This window comes from Waterburya sp., assembly GCF_058530065.1.
Genome location: NZ_JBZNBU010000109.1, coordinates 1 through 17,948 on the forward strand (window position 1 = coordinate 1; position 17,948 = coordinate 17,948).

Consider the following 17,948-nt stretch of genomic DNA (forward strand, 5'->3'; position numbering starts at 1 on the left):
CAAAGCGTGGTGTTATATTCTCTGCCCGAACTAGATGGCGCGATCGATACAATTCCTTTAGGTGGTTTAGTAGGAGAAGATATCTATCTCGTACCCGAAAGACTGCATCGCCTCACTAATAGAGTTAAAAAATGGGTCGGCTTACGCCACACTCCTACACCCGAACGAAAACTAGCAGTAATCTTATATGGATTCCCTCCTGGTTATGGCGCAACGGGTACTGCTGCATTATTAAACGTACCCAAGAGTTTATTGAACTTCCTCCAAGCATTAAAAGCCCAAGGTTACGACGTAGGCGAGTTACCCGCAGATGGAGAAGACATAATCAAACAAGTAAAAGAAGCAGACGAATCAACCCCCCTTGCTAAGGGGGGTACGGGGGGATCTGTAAATGTTCGTACCCTCGAAAAATGGTTGGGCTACTTGCAAACCAAAAGAGTAGAGAAACAGTGGCAATCTCTAACGGGTACAGGAATTATAACCTACGGTGATGAATTTCAAATTGGTGGGGTACAGTTTGGTAACGTTTGGATTGGCGTACAACCACCGCTAGGTATTGCGGGAGATCCGATGCGGTTGATGTTCGAGAAAGACTTAACTCCCCATCCTCAATATGCAGCCTTTTATAAATGGTTGCAAAATGAATATCAAGCAGACGCAGTAGTTCACTTCGGGATGCACGGTACGGTGGAATGGCTACCAGGATCGCCTTTGGGTAACACTGGTTATTCTTGGTCGGATATTTTACTGGGGGATATTCCCAACCTCTATATCTATGCAGCCAATAATCCTTCAGAATCGATTTTGGCTAAACGTCGCGGTTATGGTGTATTAATTTCCCACAACGTTCCCCCGTATGGTAGGGCAGGTTTGTATAAAGAATTAATTGCCCTGCGGGAATTGATTGGAGAGTATAGGGAAGATACAGACAAGAACTATGCCTTGAGAGATATTATCTGTCAGAAAATCGTCGATGCTGGTTTAGAGAAAGACTGTAAGTTTGAAGAGGGATTGAAACAGGGTATTGATTTTACCGTCGAGAATTCCAAGTTGTTTAGTAAAAATGTTCTTAATCAGTATTTCGCCAAAGTATACGAATATTTGCAAATATTAGAACAGCGTCTGTTTTCTTCTGGGTTGCACGTCTTGGGAGAAAAGCCTAGTGAGGAAGGATTGCGATCGTATTTGGAGGCGTATTTTGATGGAGAATTGTCAGAGGATGAGATTGAGGGGATTGTCTCGCGCAAAGACGCTAAGACGCAAAGAGGTACAGAGAATGATTCTGTTTTGCTTTCTAAGTTAGAAGAGGCAAGGAAGATCGAAGAGTTGTTGGTGCAGAATACTGATGAGATGACTAATCTTCTACGGGGATTAAATAGGGAATATATACCTCCTGCTCCTGGTGGGGATTTGTTACGGGATGGTAGCGGTGTCTTGCCTACTGGGAGAAATATCCACGCATTAGATCCCTATCGGATGCCTTCCCCTGCTGCTTACGAACGAGGTAAAGAGATTGCCAGAAAGATTATTCAGCAAAACTTAGATGAAAAGGACGCATATCCCGAAACTGTGGCGGTGATGCTGTGGGGATTGGATTCAATTAAAACAAAAGGCGAATCTTTGGGTATATTGCTCGAATTAGTAGGGGCTGAACCTGTTAAGGAAGGTACGGGGCGCATTGTACGTTATGAACTTAAGCCCATTGAAGAAGTTGGACATCCCCGCATCGACGTTTTAGCTAATCTATCAGGAATCTTCCGCGATACTTTTGTCAATATCATTGAGTTGCTTGACGATTTATTCCGTCGCGCAGCGGTCGCCGAGGAATCAGAAGCAGATAACTATATCCGCAAACATTGTTTGGCATTAAAAGCTCAGGGCGTAGCCAATGCTAGCGCGAGAATGTTTTCTAACCCTGCTGGCGATTTTGGCTCGTTAGTAAATGACCAAGTGGTAGACAGTAATTGGGAATCTGGCGACGAACTGGCAGACACTTGGAAAAATCGCAATGTCTTTAGTTATGGACGCAAAGATAAAGGACAGGCTAGACCAGAAGTATTAACTCAGCTACTAGAAACTAGCAGTCAAATCGTGCAAGAAATCGACTCGGTAGAATATGGCTTAACCGACATCCAAGAATATTATGGCAACACGGGAGGGTTAAAATTAGCTGCGGAAAAACAAAGCGGAAAACAAGTAACGGCATCCTTTGTCGAAAGCTTTTCTCAAGATACCAACCCTCGCAAACTAAAAGAATTACTCCGTATGGAATACCGCACTAAGTTACTCAACCCTAAATGGGCAGAAGCAATGGCGGATCAAGGTTCGGGTGGTGCTTACGAAATCTCCCAACGGATGACGGCATTAGTTGGTTGGGGCGGTACGGCAAACTTCAAAGACGATTGGGTATACGACCAGGCAGTAGATACCTATGCCCTCGATGCAGAGATGGCAGCTAAATTACGCGAAGCCAACCCTGAAGCCTTTAGAAATATCGTAGCACGGGCGATCGAAGCACAGGGAAGGGGTTTGTGGAATGCCGATGAAGAAAAGTTAGAGAAGTTGAGAGAGTTATATCAGTCTACTGAGGATGAATTAGAAGGAGTTACTGTTTAAGAGAAAATTTAGCTTTCTCTAATGTATTAATTTATATATAGATGTTTATCAGCGTAGAATTCAATGAAGCGATCGCATTATTTTTGACTTCTCAGACATCCTTTCAGACAGATAACTTGAAGCTAAAAGCGATAAATGGTAGGTAGTGTTATAGAGATCGAAATTTTGATATGTTATTACATAGGCTTTAATCAAAATCAAATTTTAAACTGTGACCGATAAACCAACAGTAAGAATATTACTTTCCCACAATTTTAATCTCACCAATAATGAGCTTCCTGCTCTCAATCGGGAAGAATTTGCCCAAATATTCATTGATGAATTGAAAGAGAAGGGTAATATCTCCTGTAGCTATATTAAAAATCCTCATTGGGTAGTAGAAATAATCTTTCCTCAAGCAGAATATGAAGCCCAGGAAATCGGGAAACTTTGTGGTGAAATCCTTACCAATAAAAGAAAAAGCCAAAGGGAATCTATTACTACCGATACTTTAATTTTAGGCGGTAAAAAAACCACTCCTTCCACTAGTACTTCTCCTAATTCCTTACAAACTGGAGAATGGGGTGTAGATGTAGTAGAAACGGCAAACGGCGATCTTTTCCTAGAATCAATCAACTGGGATGCTTTAACCGCAGATAAGCCTAAGGATGGTATTTTTAGAATCGATTTGACTGCTAAATAACTGGCAGTCTTACCATTTATAAATTAAAGACAATCGATTAATATTTTATGTTTTTTAAGACCACAAATGAGAGGTATTATTAATCAATTGTTTATTGCTAGCCAATTCTTCATATAAATACTCTAGCTTAGTAATATTTTGATGTAGGGTATATTTTTCCAATACTCTTTGTCTGGCTTTATTACCCAACAAATTAGTCATTTCAGGATGATTGCGAAATAAAGGTAAGAGAATTTTTAATTGTGCGGTTACTCCTTGAGTGTTTAAAACCACTCCTGCACCATCCTCTAAAACTTCTCCATCAGCACCAGCATCGGTAGCCAAACAAGCAACTCCACAAGACATTGCCTCTAACAAAGATATAGATAATCCTTCTACTAAAGAAGGCAAAATAAATACATCTGCTGCTCTTAAAATATTAATTCGTTGTGCTTCTTCCGAAACATAGCCCAACCAGATAATATTATGTTCTTTGCCGTAATGAGGCTGGAGGGCAGATCGATTGGGGCCGTCTCCTACCATAAGTAATTGACATTCATCTCCCATATTTGCTAGTTTCCAGGCTTTAAGGAGGGCTTCGATATTTTTTTCTGTGGCAATACGTCCTTGATAGACAAAAAGCTTTTTCGCTGGCAATTGATATTTGAAATTAGAATAGCCAGGAGAATATTTTTTCTCGTCTACTCCATTAGGAACGATCGCGACGCGCTCCCTTGGTACGCCCAATTTAACTAGTAAATCTCGTTGAATTTCGCTAAAGACAATGGTGCGATCGTATCGAGCTAAAAATGGTGCGTATAACTGATAAGTCAGATATTGAGTACTGGACTTCAAATTACGGATTTTGCTATCGAAGGGTGGGTGAAAAGTAGCTACTAGAGGAATATTTAATTCCTCACAGATATCTGGCAATAAAAAATCTAAAGGAGAAAGAGTTAAAGAGGCGTGAACTAGATCTGGTTTAAGCTTGCGGAGCGATCGCAATAATACTTTACTCGATTTGAGAGTTGGTATGGTATAAATTTGAGACTTATAAATAAAAGGTAGGGGAATTTCGCGACAATTAGACCAATTGTGGTGTTGTGGTAGATGTTCGGTTTGATATTCCTGTTGATGTTTGTAATTTTCCTCGGTTTGAGAGAAATGCAAAAAACTGACTCGGTAGTTTCTTGCTAACAGGGCGTTAGTAATCTCACGACCATAAGTTACATTGCCACAAAAAGGCGATTTTTTTCCCAGCCAAGCGATATGCATTCAAAAGCTCTTTGTTCTAGGCAACTACAACGGATAATTAAGATTTTATTAGTTATACAAACTAATTATCAGCTTTAGTTAATTTACCAGATTGCGGGAAATTCAGGTAATTGTTTGGTTAGTAAGGGCGAATGGCTATTTGTCTCTAAGTAACTAATGTTACGCACTGACTAGTCGGTTAAGGCTGGTAAGATGTATACAATAACGTTATTGTGCTTGAGAACAATCGAATCAATCAAACTTATTCCACATCTTAAATTTTGTACGATTTAAGGTCTGACATTAACTTGATAAGACAAAGTAAAAGGAGAAAAAGAATTATTATCTTTAGCCGTTCCAACGATTTCTAGTTCGTAAGTTCCAACCCTAGGAAAAATAATTTCTGCTCCTGGTATTTCCTGATATTTTTCTACATCAATAGGAGATAAAGAAGGTTGTATCAGGGGTTCTGCATCAGCAGCACGAGGAACTGCATAAACATTCAACAAGCAATCACACTCCGATAATGGTATTGTTCGACCACCGCGACGAGTCAAGGCAAACCAAGCTTGAGCTTTTTTACCTGCTTGGGGATTATGATTGGGGGTAATATGAAAAGTAGCTGCTACGTCATTAGAAATTTCTACATTGTGAGCGAGCGCGGGAATAGCCACAATGACAGATAGGGCAACTAAATTAAAAGCTTTAAACATCAGTTGACAATTAATTTTTAACCGTAACAGTAACAGGTTCGGAAATTACAGGATTGTCGTGGGGTACGTGAGCGTAATTAGCTAAAATTAATTGTAGAGTGTGTTCTCCTGGGGGCAAAGTCAGTTCTGTTTCAGTTTGTGCCTTACCAAAATGACGAATTTGTTCGGTAGAAGGAAGAGAAGCGGTAAGATCGAATTCTGGACTATCGATCAACAGGTGATGGTGTCCTGTGTTTTCTTTTTGAACTCCAGCAGGAGCTAAATCCATTCCCGACAAGCCAAATTTAACGGTAAATGTTTTTCCTACAGTATCACCATCAGCAGGTTCAACAATATAAGCATTGGCATCAGCAGGAGCGTGGGAAATGATAGTTTCTGCCAAAGCAGAAGGGGCAATTAGAAAGGAAAAAATACAAAAAACAATTGCCAACAAACTTTTAAAATTATGGTGCGTCATGTTAATTATTCATAGTTAATTGTTTTTATAATAACTTGAGTTAGGGTTAAAATTAGATGGACGAAAAAGCTAGTCAAGATAGAGACTTGGCTTATTCAGTTGATGAGAATACGCAATTAATTCGTACCAAACATTAAGACAAAAGTTTATAAGCGATCGATGGCGAGAGTATTCGATTTGGGACATATTCTTTAGTTGGTCGTTAATAGTTTTAATTAACCAACTACCAATAATTCGCTTTTTACTGGCACAAAATATAATTACCAAGTAGTGTAATCATTTATCCCACAGCAAATTTTTGCATAAATATCAATTTTTTTGCGTAATGATAAATAAATTCTAGAACTTGCAGTCTATCTAAATAGATCTTATGGAAGAAACACGAGTCCTCCGAGTTACTACTTTAGCCGACGAAAATGATGGTAGTGCCGAGGTGGGAGAGGGTTTATCCCTCCGAGATGCGGTAATTATCGCTAATAGTACCCCTGAAGATGAAATTATCGAACTCGAAGCAGAGCAAGTATATCAACTAAGCATCTCAGGAGAAGATACTGATGATGAAACTGCTGCTTTGCAAGGCGATCTTGATATTAGCAGTAAAAGTGATACGGGAAATCTAACGATTCGAGGTCTTGGAGAAGGAGCAATTATCGATGCCCAACAAATAGATCGCATTTTTCAAGTTTATCGATACAGCAGGGTTGGTGGTAGTGGTGAGAATGGAGCGACATTTACTTTGGATAATGTCACTATCACAGGAGGACAGGTAAATGGCGATCGCACTGGTGGAGCAATCCTGGTTGAAGGTGCGGGAATCGTCGAATTAGTTAATTGCAATATTACTGGCAATTCGGCATCAAATTCCAACGGTGGGGGGATTCATAATCAAGGTAGTCTAACCCTGCGTAATTGCAATGTCACGGAAAACACCGCTCAAAGAGGCGGAGGGATTCTGTTTAATCAAGGTGATAATAGTGTAGAAATAATCAACAGCAATATCAGCAACAATAGTGCCACTGGCAGCGGTGGTGGAATAGCTACTAACATCGGAGATAATATTGGTTCGAGTACTCTCACTGTAACTGACAGCACAATTAGCGGAAATACCGCTGGAGTAGATCGTGGCGGTATTGTCAGTAGAGATATTTCTGGCGAAATAATCATCACCAATACTGAAATTAGCAACAATACCGCAGAAAGAAATGGTGGCGGTATCGATGCTAATACTACTAATACTCTATCAGTCAATCGAAGCATCATTAGTGGCAATACCGCAGGGGGTAACGGTGGAGGCATTGATGGTACTATCACAACTACCTCCAATCTCTTTAGATCTACGGTTGTAGACAATACCGCTGGAGGTACTGGAGGTGGTGTAGTTGACATCAACATTATCGAAGATTCGACAATCAACAACAACCAGGCTGGAAGCTTGGGAGGAGGGGTTTTCGCTAGTAATGGAGGTCTAATTCTCAACAGCACTATCAGTAACAACCACACTGATGCATCTGGCGGAGGAATTTTTGTTAGTTCGGTTACTCAGCTGAGACCTGAAGACTATTTGACTGTAGTCAACAATTCGACTATCAGTGGAAACACAGCTAAAGGCAACGGCGGAGGTATTGCCATTGCTGCCGTAACTATTATCGATCGCCCTTTAGATCCAGGAGACGATCCTATATTTGAATTTGAAGAAGAGGTGCTTGATTTTGGAGGCGATCTTCGAGGAACTAATCTCACCATTACTAACAATACTGCCGATAGCGATAATAATGGCGACGGAAGTGGGGGTGGAATTCACAACCCCGCTACTTTTATCCCCAACATCGATCCTACTGAAACTAACCGAACTAGATTGGTTACGGGGAATGTCGAGCTATCCAACTCAATTTTGTCGGGCAATTTTGACAGTCCAAATAATAGTGGTACGGGTAATATCAATCCTGATATTTCTGGTGCAGCCAAGGGTAATGCTAATAATCTGATAGGTAATACCGAAGGCTTAACCCTAGAAGGAGAAGTAGCTTCGGAAACAGAAAGTTTGGGACAGGGTAGTGACATTGTGGGAGTAGACCCCAGATTGGGAACACTGCAAGACAACGGTGGCTTAACCCAAACTCACGCTCTACTAGAAGAAAGTCCCGCTATCAATGGTGGCAATAACGAACTGGTATTACGAGAAACTTTTACTAATTTTAGGGGTAATATTATCCAGTTTGATTACAATGGCGATGGTGATTTTGACGATCCGATTGATTTTGACCAACGTCGGGGTGATTTTCGGCGTTTAGTCGGCAACAACGTTGATATTGGATCGTTTGAACTAGATCCTAATAATAATCCTACTGCACCAACAGTAGATTTCAGCAACGATTCTCCCAACAGCGTCTATCGTTTTTTCAACCAAGATACGAGAGTTCACTTTTACACCGCCAATCCCGCAGAAAGAGATTCGTTGTTACAAACAAATAATTTCAACTTTGAAGGAGAGTCTTACATTGCCATAGATCCCGTATCGGGAATGCCCGAACCATCTCCTGTTTATCGCTTTCTCAACGAAGATACAGGAGTACACTTATATACAATTTCCGAAGCAGAAAGAGATGCGACTCAGGAGTTGAATAATTTTAGTTTCGAGGGAGAAGCTTTCTTTGCCTATGAAACTGAAGTAGAAGGTTCGATTCCTATTTATCGCTTCTTTAATTCCACCACAGGGGCGCACTTTTATACTCCTTCAGAAGCAGAAAGAGACAATATAGAAGCCAATTTACCCGATTTAGAAGCCGAAGGCATTGCCTACTATGCCCTGCCCAGCGAAATTTAAACAAGTAAAACTTACGCAAAAACAAACATGATAAATGTTCAAAGCCATCCCCTTAGGCGATAAATAAACATTCCTATATACTCTTTAAGAATCTGGGTAGTGCGATCGAGACTTTCGGGGTTGGGGAATAAACTAAGAATTTTCGATTCTGCACTAATCCTATTTTCAACTATATTGCGATCGCTGACTAAAATATCTGCTGGTGCGGGAATTACATTTATACCCTGCTTTTTGAAGATAGCCACCGATCTGGGCATATGAGCAGCAGAAGTAACTAGTAAGACTTGATTTAGATTTCTCCGTTCTAAAATTTCTTTGGTATAAACGGCATTTTCATAGGTAGTAAGCGATCGCGACTCCAACAGCATAGCTTCTCGCGGTACGCCCATTATTTCCATAACTGTCGCCATATTTTCAGCTTCGGAAGAATCCCCCCCATACCAAGCAATTCTGCCCCCAGTAAGCAAAACATAAGGCGCAGCACCATCTTTATAAAGCTTGACACCATATAACAAGCGATCGCCGCGATCGCTCATATCAGGCATAATTCTGGGGGATTCGTCATTCCTCGTCGCACCACCCAAAACTACAATGACATCAGCTTGGGGCATTTTTTCTTGAGGCAAATATTGTCTTTCTAAAGAAGTTACCAGACTATTGCTGACATTAATATTGCTAGCAGCCATCAGAATAAGAAACGCCAATAACACTGGTACAAAAGTCCAGTGCGAACGTCTATAACAAAACCACAAAGCCACCAACAATAAAATACAAGACAACCCCAAGGGATAAACAAACAAGGGAAGCAATTTAGATAAGAATAAAAAACTCATTAAATGTTTAATGTTTAATGTTTAATGTTTAATGTTTTAAGCAATACTGCCTCGTTTTCTGGCTTCTTTATAAGAAGTACCCACATTACGCAAACCAGCTTTAATTAATTGCTGTTCGAGGAGAGCAAAAAATCTGGCGCGATCGCCCCCTCTTACTACTGCCTGGTTGTGAGCCTCGGCTAAAGCGACGGGGTAGCCATAACCTTTATGTACCTGGGCTAAAACAATACTTAAAGATTGCTCGAACAAATCGCGCTCGTCTATCAGCCACTGAGGAACTTCTATGCGGGCTATTTCCGCTCCCACATTGACATAACAGAAGTAAACTCTTTGAGCTTCGTCATAAAGGTCTAAAATCCTTAAATTACTGCGATAGAGAGGACTTCTGTGTCCTGGTTGCAATTGTCCCGCCCAAAAGGTAGAGTCTCGCAAACCATCGATTTTCTGACAGGGATATTGTCCGTCAAGATCGCCACAGTTGACGACGCAGTTCGGATGTTCGTATTCGCAGGTTTGAAATCTCAAGAAATTTAATCCTTCAGTGCTGCGGGAGGCACTAACATAACCCATCATGGGGATTTTGGTTTTTCTTAGCTTTTCACAAGCAGCTAAAATCGGTGGCAAGATTTTATCCCTGGCTTCGTTGGGTAAACTATCGAGAAACCAATAAATTAGAGAACCATCCACTAGGGCTAAATTGGGAATATCGTGATGTTGTCCTGGGGGCAAAACCCAATTACAAGCCATTTCTGCTAAGGTTTCTGCTTCCGATACAGTTCTGCGGTGTCCCATCCATTCTTCAAGACGAATACCCCATTGCTTTGACACATAAAGATCTTCTTTTTTATAAAATACTTCTGGTACACTATCGAGTAGGGGATGTAAACTTTGCCCGTAGTGAAGCATTATTTGACCGATATTAATTAAATAGCAATAAGCAATTTCGTGATGGGAGGGGGAAATTTGCGATCCATCCGTAGCAAATACACTATGACTGTAGGGCGGAGATTGAATTTCATAACATTTATTTAATGGTTCGACGGGAGTAGCAGCAGCAAATAGAATGCGATCGCGAAAATTTTCTTGAGCTTCGATCGATTTGGCTTGATTTTGGGCTGCTTTTTGTTGTAACTTTTGAGCTAGTTCAAATCTTTTTTGAGAGGCGATCGCCTCTTTGTGCATATGTTGGCTAATCCCAGGAATTTGTCCCGCTATCTTGGCTAAATCTAACATCGTTCATTAACCATAAATTTGTTTAATATTAGATATCATACATTTGACTAATAAAATCTAATTGCCTCTATACGGGATCGGCTACACTATAACTAACACTATAATTCATTTTTCTAACTACATTTAATACAGAAAGATAGATAGTTACTCATCGTGACACCTTTGTAAAGGAAAGAAACACTGAATGTCTAATTTAGAACGCAGCAGGACACCGCTAAATCCAGTCGGCAGACAAAGATCGAGCTATGATAGCGTACATCCTTTCAAAGATAGCGCGCTAGGCTTAGTCTCTACCACTAGTTTTCCTGCAATTGTTGGTACGGCAGACATGATGCTCAAATCATCGGAAGTCACGATGGTAGGCTATGAAAAAATTGGTAGCGGACACTGTACTGCCGTAGTTAGGGGTAATATTGCTGACGTAAGATTGGCAGTGGAAGAAGGAGCAAAAACCGCCGACAAATTCGGTCAACTAGTATCGAAATTAGTCATTGCCCGTCCTATGCCTAATTTAGAAGCAGTTTTTCCCATTGGCAGTCACTTGATGGAATTAACCCAAAAAAGAAGGGGTTATAGTCGTTTGAGCAATCGTTCCATCGGATTATTAGAAACGAGAGGCTTTCCTGCCATGGTGGGCGGTGCTGATGCAATGTTAAAGTCTGCTGACGTACAATTAGCTTCCTATGAAAAAATTGGCGATGGCTTGTGTACCGCTATTATTCGCGGTTCGATCGCGAATGTGGCAATGGCGATCGATGCGGGAATGCAAGAAGCAGAACGTATTGGAGAATTACACGCCGTGATGGTCATTCCCCGCTTATTGGAAGATCTCGAACATACTCTTCCCGTTGCTAGTTATTGGATGGAAGAAGAACAAGATCCTTTACCCGTTTTGTTGCCTAAGGAAGTGAAACAGAAAGAGAAAGAAAAAGAACTCATCGAATTGCCTCAAGCAGAACAAAAACCCTTAAAAATGCCCCTCAAGCGCAAAATGGAAATCGAAGAACTCTAGGTTAACTAATAAATAGGAGGTCAGCATCCCTCACAAGGGTAGGTTTTTAACCAAGCAGTGAGTCAGCACTTTCATTAAGTATTAAAAGAGCAAAAAATTGTGTCCAAATATACGAGAATTGGCTAAATATTTCTCCTAGTCCCGTCAAGCGGGATAATATCACCCAAAACAGTCAAATGTAAAAAGTCTACCCTTGTAAGGGTCAGTATCCTAGCTAGTGACTGGGATCGCAGCTTATTTTGTTGATTTCGATTATTATCTCTTGATAAGGCGAAATTAAAGGGTAGAATCTCACGAAATATGAATAGTGTTGCTCAATCTTATGCAATTTTGGAAATTTCTCCAACTGCATCTCCCGAACTAGCCAAGCAAGCCTATCGCAAGCTAGCTAAAATTTGGCATCCCGATCGTTATGCAAACGATCCAATTTTGCAGGCTCAAGCAGAAGAAAAAATCAAAAGTATCAATCAGGCTTACGCTAATATTAAAGCCCATCAAGGGAAAAATAGCGATCGCCTTAATCAAGATCGCAATTTTAAATCATCTTCTAGGTCGTCAACTAGAGTCAGCAAGAAACAACAAACTCCAGATTATTATTTTCAGCAAGCAATGAGCTATCTGGATTCGGAAGCTTATCAAGCTGCTTTAGATAGTTTGGCTTTGGCAATTAAACTCAATCCTAATTTTTTAGAAGCCTACCAATGTCGGGGTTTTATTCTGACTAAATTGGGTTTCAATTTGCGTGCGGATGCCGAGTTTAAAAAGGCACATCAAATTAAATTGAAAAATCGAGTTTCTACTGCCTATCACCAAAAATATACTCCCAATAATTACGAGCAACCGACCGAAACTGCCAAGGCTACGGTTACAAATCAAAGTCCTATTCCCCTACAGTTTTGGCATACCATTATCGGTTTTGAAGAGGCGATCGAGCATTTAGCGATCGGAATAGACGGTCAAATTGCTAGCGTCAGCAAGGATAAAGAGATTAATCTTTGGCAAGGGAATACGGGAAGAAGAGTAGGCATTTTGCAAGGACATTCAGATCTGGTAACTTGTTTGACGATGAGTTCTAGCGGGCGCACTTTAATTAGTGGCAGTCAGGATAAAACTATTCGCTTTTGGGATTTACAAGAAAGAAAAATAATTCGTACTTTTGGTGGCTATTTTGACGGGCATCTTAGTAAAGTAGTGGCATTAGCTTTGACTCCAGACAATCAAACTTTAATTAGTGGTGGTGGCGATAACTCTCTTAAAATTTGGGATGTCAATCACGCTAGAGAAATACAAAATATTAGTTTGGCTACTGCGATAACTTGTATTGGTCTTAGTCTTGATGGTCGGTTATTTTGTAGCGGTGGTTTAGATCCAGAATTAAAGATCAGACATAGTAAAACAGGGCAAGTAATTCGCTCTTTAAATAATAATTCGGGAGTCTTGTCTTTGGCTTTTAGTCCCGATGGTAATTTATTAGCGACGGGAGGTTTTAATCATAAAATCAAACTTTGGGATTTGACTACAGGAAAAGAGATTTATACTCTCATGGGACACGAAGATCGCGTATCTCAAGTCATTTTTAGCAGTAATGGCAAACATCTTCTGAGTAGTAGTTGGGATAAAACTATTAAAGTTTGGCAATTAGCTACGGGAAAAGAAATACATAGCGTTGAAGCTCATTCTGCCAAAATTAAGACGATGGCAATTTCTGACCAAGCGATCGCTACTGGTAGCGCAGATAATACAATTAAACTTTGGCAATATTATCTTTAAGATATGGGCGAAAAGTTTAGATATAAATACTCTTGAATAAATAATGCTAGAACGGCTATACCAGAGATAAGCTTATTAAATTAATAAGATAAAACTAATGAAATATATTCACCTGCAACAAAGATTGAAATTTTATCAAGGAGCAGGGTTAAGTAAAATAAAATTAAATTCTTCTCAGTCAATTTTAGCAGCAGAATATCAAAGATGTTTGAATTTAGGATTATCTCAAACTGATTTGGAGCAATTAGTGAAAATTAGGAGAGGAGAAGATTTAGCTTTAATTTCTCCCTTAGATATATACAGCAATCCAGATAAATTTGCTTTAAAAGTTGTTAAAGCTAAAGCATACGATCTGAGTCGGGTTAATAATCTTAGAGAATTACAATTATCTTTTCCAATTTTTCGAGATCGACAATATGATTTTAGAACTAAATTGTCTTGGTCTAAATGCGTTTATTCGATCGATAATTTGACTAAAAATACTCAAGAATTTACTAAATTTAAACAAGATATAGAAGCTTTTATTGTAGCGATTGAGGAAGAAAGATATCATCAGCTAACAGGAGAAACTGCTATCGAAGAAGCATATGAAGATTTGTCCAATTATATTAGCTGGTGGAAAGGGGCGCAGTGGGAATATACACTATCTACTCAACCTTCAACGCTTGATTTATTAAAAAGAGCCTGGTTAGAACAGTATTTTGCCCAACACAATTTGAGCGAACTACTTAGTTATAGTCCGATAGATTAGTTTTAAATGAAAATACATTATACGAAAATATTATGGTTATTACTCAAGCTGCCCGCCCTAAAGGTAGTCTACAAATAATTATTCAAAGTTGGAAAGATAGGATAGTTTGCTATTCTCCTAAAGGTGAAGGCTATAACGCTTACTTAGTGGATGAGAGAGATGGTAGTACGATTAATTATATCAATGCCAGTTGCGATCGATTACGCCATTGTGCGACTAACTATGATTCACTTTTGACTAAAATCAAACAAAATTATGAAGGCTATCTTAAAGAAGCAATTCTGAATACGATTAAATATGAAATAACCCGTAGGGCTTTTAGAAAACAACACGAATGGATTCATAGCAGTTATAAAATTTTAATCGAACAACAGCAGTTAAATGCCGAACAACAATTAGAACAAGTTGCCAAACTCAAAGCTATTATTCAAGAACAGCAACAAGAAGTAGCCAAAATTAAAACTGAATGTCGGGGAGAACTAGCGGCAATTCAAGCAGAACAATTATTAAAACAAAAAGAAATCGAAATCGAACGAAAAAATCAAGAAATAGCTAGACTCAATCAACAAATAGTAGCAAGCGATCGCGAAATTAAGCATCTAAAATCGGAATTAAAACAAGGCATGAATGAATTAAAGCTTAAGTATAAATGGCTGATTTCACAATTTATTCAAGACCGTACCGAACAACAAAAAATAGATAAAAATAGTAAGAGCATTCAAAGTTGTCAAAATATATTTAAAAAAGCTCAAAGAAAAATTTCCATATTACAAGCTGAAAATAGATTCTTACGTCAAGAAAATATCGATCTTTATCAAAAAACTAAAATGTTGCGGGGGAGCATCCCACTTTTTGACTAAGCATAAATAACCTAAGTTCGGGATAAGAGAATCGCTCGAAGAGAATAGTCTTTAGTCTTTAGTTCTTAATTCACAAGATGAAACTGAAAAGCAAAATTTTGTTTGGTTACGGCATTATTTTAAGTTTGATGCTTTCTGTCGGTGTTTGGGGAACTTGGAACTTGCGCCGTTTGGGAAAAGCCAGTGATGCTATCTTGCAAGAGAACTATCGCAGTATCTTAGCAGCAGAGAATATTATCGATGCCCTCGAACGTCAAGATAGTGCGGTTTTGTTGGCTATTTTAGAAGATCGAGTTCAAGCAGAACAGCAATTTTATCAAGGACAAGTTAATCTTTTGCAGTGGTTGGCTAGGGCTAAGGATAATATTACGATTGCCGAAGAAGAAGAGATTTTAACTAGTTTAGAAACCCAATATAATAATTATCTGCAAAATATTGATTTTGATAACATTACTATCGAACAATATTATGCCGAAATCTTCCCTTTATTTGAATCAATTAGAGATTCGGCGATTCAATTGCGAGAAGTTAATCAAGAGACAATGGTATCCGCTTCTGACGAGGTACAAAGGGTTTCTCAACAGGCAATTTGGTCGTCAGCAATCGCTCTATCTACCGCTGCTGGGTTAGGTTTAATTTTCAGTTTGTTACTGGTAGATCGCATTACCAAACCCATTAGAAAAACCATTGCTGCTACAGAAAAAATTGCTCAAGGAAATTATGATATTGCCATTGCCGTAGATTCTCAAGATGAATTGGGCATTTTGGCTACCGAAATTAATAGTATGAGTCAAAAGCTCAAGGCATTTCACGAACTAAACGTGGGTAAGGTAATTATCGAGCAACAGCGCAATGAAGCGATCGTGCAAAGTATTGGCGATGGAATTGTTGTCGTCGATGAAAACCTCAATATTATTGCCCTAAATCCCAATGCAGCTAGATTAGTTAATTTAAAACCACAATTGGCAGTAGGTAATTACTTTTTGGATGTTTTTAACAATCAAGATCTAGCTAAATATTTAAAAGAAACGATTATTTCAGGCAAGCCTCCTGAGTTAGATGATGAAAAAAGAATTATTGCGATCGCGCAAAACAATAAAACTCAATATTATCAATTTAAAATCACTCCAGTAGTTACCAAAGATAAAAATACTATTGGGGGCATAATTTTATTACAAGACATTACTAAATTCAAAGAAATAGATCGGCTCAAAAGCGAATTTGTCGCTACAGCTTCTCACGAGTTACGCACGCCCTTAACGGGGATGGCAATGAGTTTAAATCTATTACAAGAAACCACCCAAGACAAACTATCAGATTCAGAAACCGAACTATTAGATGCTGCTAATGAAGATGTAGCCCGACTGAGAAGCTTGGTCAATGACCTCTTGGATTTATCCAAAATAGAGTCGGGACGTATCGATTTAGATTTTACCCCAGTAGCAGTAGAGTTTTTATTAAACAAAGCGATCGCCACACTGAAAATACAAGCTGAAGACAAAAACATCACTCTCAAGACAGAAGACTTACCCGACCTACCCAAAGTTAAAGTAGACGTAAATAAAATACTCTGGGTGCTAACTAATTTAATCGCTAATGCAATTCGTTATACAGACAATGGAGGAGAAATTAAACTAATTGCCAGACATCAGAACGACTGGGTATACATTTCAGTAAGGGATAACGGTGCGGGAATTCCCAGAGAATTTGTCAGCAAAATTTTTGATAAGTTTGTTCAGGTAAAAACCGAAAAAGATGTTGGGGGTAGTGGTTTGGGTTTGGCTATTTGTAAGGAGATGGTTCAAGCTCATGGGGGAACAATTTGGGTTGATTCTACCGTAGGAGAGGGAAGTACGTTTACATTTACAGTACCAATTAACAATTAATAATTAAACCGATTAAAAATTATGTCTAAAGCAAAAATCTTAGTAGTTGATGACGAAAAAAATATCCGACGCACCGTGACGATGGCGTTAGAATCTTTAGATTATTTTGTCCATACTGCTTTTGATGGTAAAGATGCTATGGTGCAACTTACTGGTGATGAATACGATCTAATTATTACCGATCTCAAGATGCCAGGCATGGATGGAATGGAATTATTACAACAAGCCATAGCCAAATATCCCAATATCAAAATAGCCTTAATTTCCGCTCACGGTACGGTAGAAAATGCTGTCGAGGCAATGAAACTCGGCGCAGTGGATTTTCTGCAAAAACCCTTTACCCCCAAAGAACTACGCAATCTGGTGCATAACGTACTCGACAGAGAATCTTTCAGCCAAGAACAAGAATCGGAATTTAACAAGGCTTTTGAACTAGCAAAATATTATGCCAGCCAACGACAATTTAGTCGTGCCAATGCCTCGATTAAACAAGCTATCGGTCACGATCCCTCTCGTCCAGAAGCTTTTACCTTTTTGGGTAAACTACAAGAAGCCCTAGGAGACACCTCAGAAGCAATCAAAAACTACCGCGTGGCGATCGATCTAGATCCTACTTATCAACCAGCCAAAGACAATCTCGATCGCGCTACCAGAAATTCTACTAGTGCTAGACCGAGTTTTTAGGTACTAATGGGGACTGGGAGACTTGGGGACAAGGTGACTGGGAGAGTAGGTTAATCCTCAATTATCAGAAATCATCATTATCGGGAGTGAAAATGCGGGTTGCCTCTTCGATTTTCAGGCTATCTGCTACTTTGACAAGTTTTCGATGACCCCAAAAAACTTCTGGTGGGTTGTCTGGGAGTAATGCCAAAAAATCTTGGAGGAAACTGCGATCGTTTATGCTGCCCTTGGCAGTGCAACTCAAAAGCCCGTTAATTTCGGCAACTGCGTGTTTATTATCATTAATGACCATTAAATTGGGATTTTCTAATTCTCGTTTTAAACAAAGTCCCAGTTTGATGGCTTCGCTTTCATAGCTGTCAATATAGTCAAGTCCTTCCCATCTTGGCTGTAG

Annotated in this window: 15 protein-coding genes and 1 pseudogene; 9 read left to right on the forward strand and 7 right to left on the reverse strand. The window is 39.4% G+C overall.

All coding sequences use genetic code 11. The features are described 5' to 3' along the window. Positions 1-2,616, forward strand: a 2,616-nt coding sequence (locus AC33VI_RS07260; RefSeq protein WP_491781598.1) for a cobaltochelatase subunit CobN, incomplete at its 5' end; no start/stop codon positions are given. 211 nt (positions 2,617-2,827) lie between these two features. Further along, the gene (locus AC33VI_RS07265) at positions 2,828-3,298 is read left to right on the forward strand and encodes a DUF2656 domain-containing protein (RefSeq protein WP_491781599.1); all 471 of its coding nucleotides are present in this window, start codon (positions 2,828-2,830) and stop codon (positions 3,296-3,298) included. Between the two features lie 54 nt (positions 3,299-3,352). On the opposite strand, the gene AC33VI_RS07270 is transcribed toward AC33VI_RS07265, so the two are convergent. The 4 genes and pseudogenes from AC33VI_RS07270 to AC33VI_RS07285 form a co-directional block, all read right to left on the reverse strand. After that, positions 3,353-4,552: a glycosyltransferase family 4 protein gene (locus tag AC33VI_RS07270; RefSeq protein WP_491781600.1), complete on the reverse strand. Its 1,200-nt coding sequence runs from the start codon at positions 4,550-4,552 to the stop codon at positions 3,353-3,355. A 269-nt stretch (positions 4,553-4,821) separates the two neighbouring features. Beyond that, entirely contained in the window at positions 4,822-5,244 is a 423-nt protein-coding gene (locus AC33VI_RS07275) for a hypothetical protein (RefSeq protein ID WP_491781601.1), read from the reverse strand. Between the two features lie 10 nt (positions 5,245-5,254). After that, the gene (locus AC33VI_RS07280) at positions 5,255-5,701 is read right to left on the reverse strand and encodes a DUF4399 domain-containing protein (protein ID WP_491781602.1); all 447 of its coding nucleotides are present in this window, start codon (positions 5,699-5,701) and stop codon (positions 5,255-5,257) included. Positions 5,702-5,770: 69 nt separating this feature from the next. Then, positions 5,771-5,944, reverse strand: a pseudogene (locus AC33VI_RS07285) (transposase); the annotation flags it as partial. 127 nt (positions 5,945-6,071) lie between these two features. On the opposite strand from AC33VI_RS07285, the gene AC33VI_RS07290 reads away from it, so the two are divergent. Next, entirely contained in the window at positions 6,072-8,525 is a 2,454-nt protein-coding gene (locus AC33VI_RS07290) for a choice-of-anchor Q domain-containing protein (protein WP_491781603.1), read from the forward strand. A 38-nt stretch (positions 8,526-8,563) separates the two neighbouring features. Here the strand turns inward: AC33VI_RS07290 and AC33VI_RS07295 are convergent, their stop codons facing one another. Both AC33VI_RS07295 and AC33VI_RS07300 read right to left on the reverse strand, forming a co-directional pair. Beyond that, positions 8,564-9,358, reverse strand: a complete 795-nt coding sequence (locus AC33VI_RS07295) for a YdcF family protein (protein WP_491781604.1) — start codon at positions 9,356-9,358, stop codon at positions 8,564-8,566. Between the two features lie 36 nt (positions 9,359-9,394). Further along, the gene (locus tag AC33VI_RS07300; protein ID WP_491781605.1) at positions 9,395-10,591 is read right to left on the reverse strand and encodes a DNA double-strand break repair nuclease NurA; all 1,197 of its coding nucleotides are present in this window, start codon (positions 10,589-10,591) and stop codon (positions 9,395-9,397) included. A gap of 184 nt (positions 10,592-10,775) precedes the next feature. Here AC33VI_RS07300 and ccmO point away from each other — a divergent pair, with 184 nt between their 5' ends. From ccmO to AC33VI_RS07330, 6 genes are all read left to right on the forward strand, one after another. Continuing rightward, positions 10,776-11,603, forward strand: coding sequence for a beta-carboxysome assembly protein CcmO (ccmO, locus tag AC33VI_RS07305; RefSeq protein WP_491781606.1), 828 nt, complete (start codon positions 10,776-10,778; stop codon positions 11,601-11,603). A 300-nt stretch (positions 11,604-11,903) separates the two neighbouring features. Then, on the forward strand, positions 11,904-13,373 hold the full coding sequence (locus tag AC33VI_RS07310) for a DnaJ domain-containing protein (RefSeq protein ID WP_491781607.1): 1,470 nt from the start codon (positions 11,904-11,906) through the stop codon (positions 13,371-13,373). A 97-nt stretch (positions 13,374-13,470) separates the two neighbouring features. Continuing rightward, positions 13,471-14,124 carry a hypothetical protein gene (locus AC33VI_RS07315; protein ID WP_491781608.1) on the forward strand — a complete coding sequence of 218 codons (654 nt, stop codon included), beginning with the start codon at positions 13,471-13,473 and terminating at the stop codon, positions 14,122-14,124. Positions 14,125-14,156: 32 nt separating this feature from the next. Then, positions 14,157-14,984 (forward strand): hypothetical protein, encoded by an 828-nt coding sequence (locus AC33VI_RS07320; protein WP_491781609.1) that lies wholly within the window; start codon positions 14,157-14,159, stop codon positions 14,982-14,984. Between the two features lie 77 nt (positions 14,985-15,061). Then, positions 15,062-16,870 (forward strand): HAMP domain-containing sensor histidine kinase, encoded by a 1,809-nt coding sequence (locus AC33VI_RS07325; RefSeq protein ID WP_491781610.1) that lies wholly within the window; start codon positions 15,062-15,064, stop codon positions 16,868-16,870. A 21-nt stretch (positions 16,871-16,891) separates the two neighbouring features. Then, positions 16,892-17,554, forward strand: coding sequence for a response regulator (locus tag AC33VI_RS07330; RefSeq protein ID WP_491781611.1), 663 nt, complete (start codon positions 16,892-16,894; stop codon positions 17,552-17,554). A 64-nt stretch (positions 17,555-17,618) separates the two neighbouring features. On the opposite strand, the gene AC33VI_RS07335 is transcribed toward AC33VI_RS07330, so the two are convergent. Beyond that, positions 17,619-17,948 (reverse strand): hypothetical protein (locus AC33VI_RS07335; RefSeq protein WP_491781612.1); only part of this gene is annotated, 330 nt, incomplete at its 5' end.

Excerpts from the sequence above, each read along its gene's own strand:
- AC33VI_RS07280 (WP_491781602.1), bottom strand. The coding sequence starts at position 5,701 with ATGACGCACCATAATTTTAAAAGTTTGTTGGCAATTGTTTTTTGTATT.
- ccmO (WP_491781606.1), top strand. The coding sequence starts at position 10,776 with ATGTCTAATTTAGAACGCAGCAGGACACCGCTAAATCCAGTCGGCAGA.
- AC33VI_RS07300 (WP_491781605.1), bottom strand. The coding sequence starts at position 10,591 with ATGTTAGATTTAGCCAAGATAGCGGGACAAATTCCTGGGATTAGCCAA.
- AC33VI_RS07270 (WP_491781600.1), bottom strand. The coding sequence starts at position 4,552 with ATGCATATCGCTTGGCTGGGAAAAAAATCGCCTTTTTGTGGCAATGTA.
- AC33VI_RS07320 (WP_491781609.1), top strand. The coding sequence starts at position 14,157 with ATGGTTATTACTCAAGCTGCCCGCCCTAAAGGTAGTCTACAAATAATT.
- AC33VI_RS07310 (WP_491781607.1), top strand. The coding sequence starts at position 11,904 with ATGAATAGTGTTGCTCAATCTTATGCAATTTTGGAAATTTCTCCAACT.
- AC33VI_RS07295 (WP_491781604.1), bottom strand. The coding sequence starts at position 9,358 with ATGAGTTTTTTATTCTTATCTAAATTGCTTCCCTTGTTTGTTTATCCC.
- AC33VI_RS07330 (WP_491781611.1), top strand. The coding sequence starts at position 16,892 with ATGTCTAAAGCAAAAATCTTAGTAGTTGATGACGAAAAAAATATCCGA.
- AC33VI_RS07325 (WP_491781610.1), top strand. The coding sequence starts at position 15,062 with ATGAAACTGAAAAGCAAAATTTTGTTTGGTTACGGCATTATTTTAAGT.
- AC33VI_RS07275 (WP_491781601.1), bottom strand. The coding sequence starts at position 5,244 with ATGTTTAAAGCTTTTAATTTAGTTGCCCTATCTGTCATTGTGGCTATT.
- AC33VI_RS07315 (WP_491781608.1), top strand. The coding sequence starts at position 13,471 with ATGAAATATATTCACCTGCAACAAAGATTGAAATTTTATCAAGGAGCA.
- AC33VI_RS07290 (WP_491781603.1), top strand. The coding sequence starts at position 6,072 with ATGGAAGAAACACGAGTCCTCCGAGTTACTACTTTAGCCGACGAAAAT.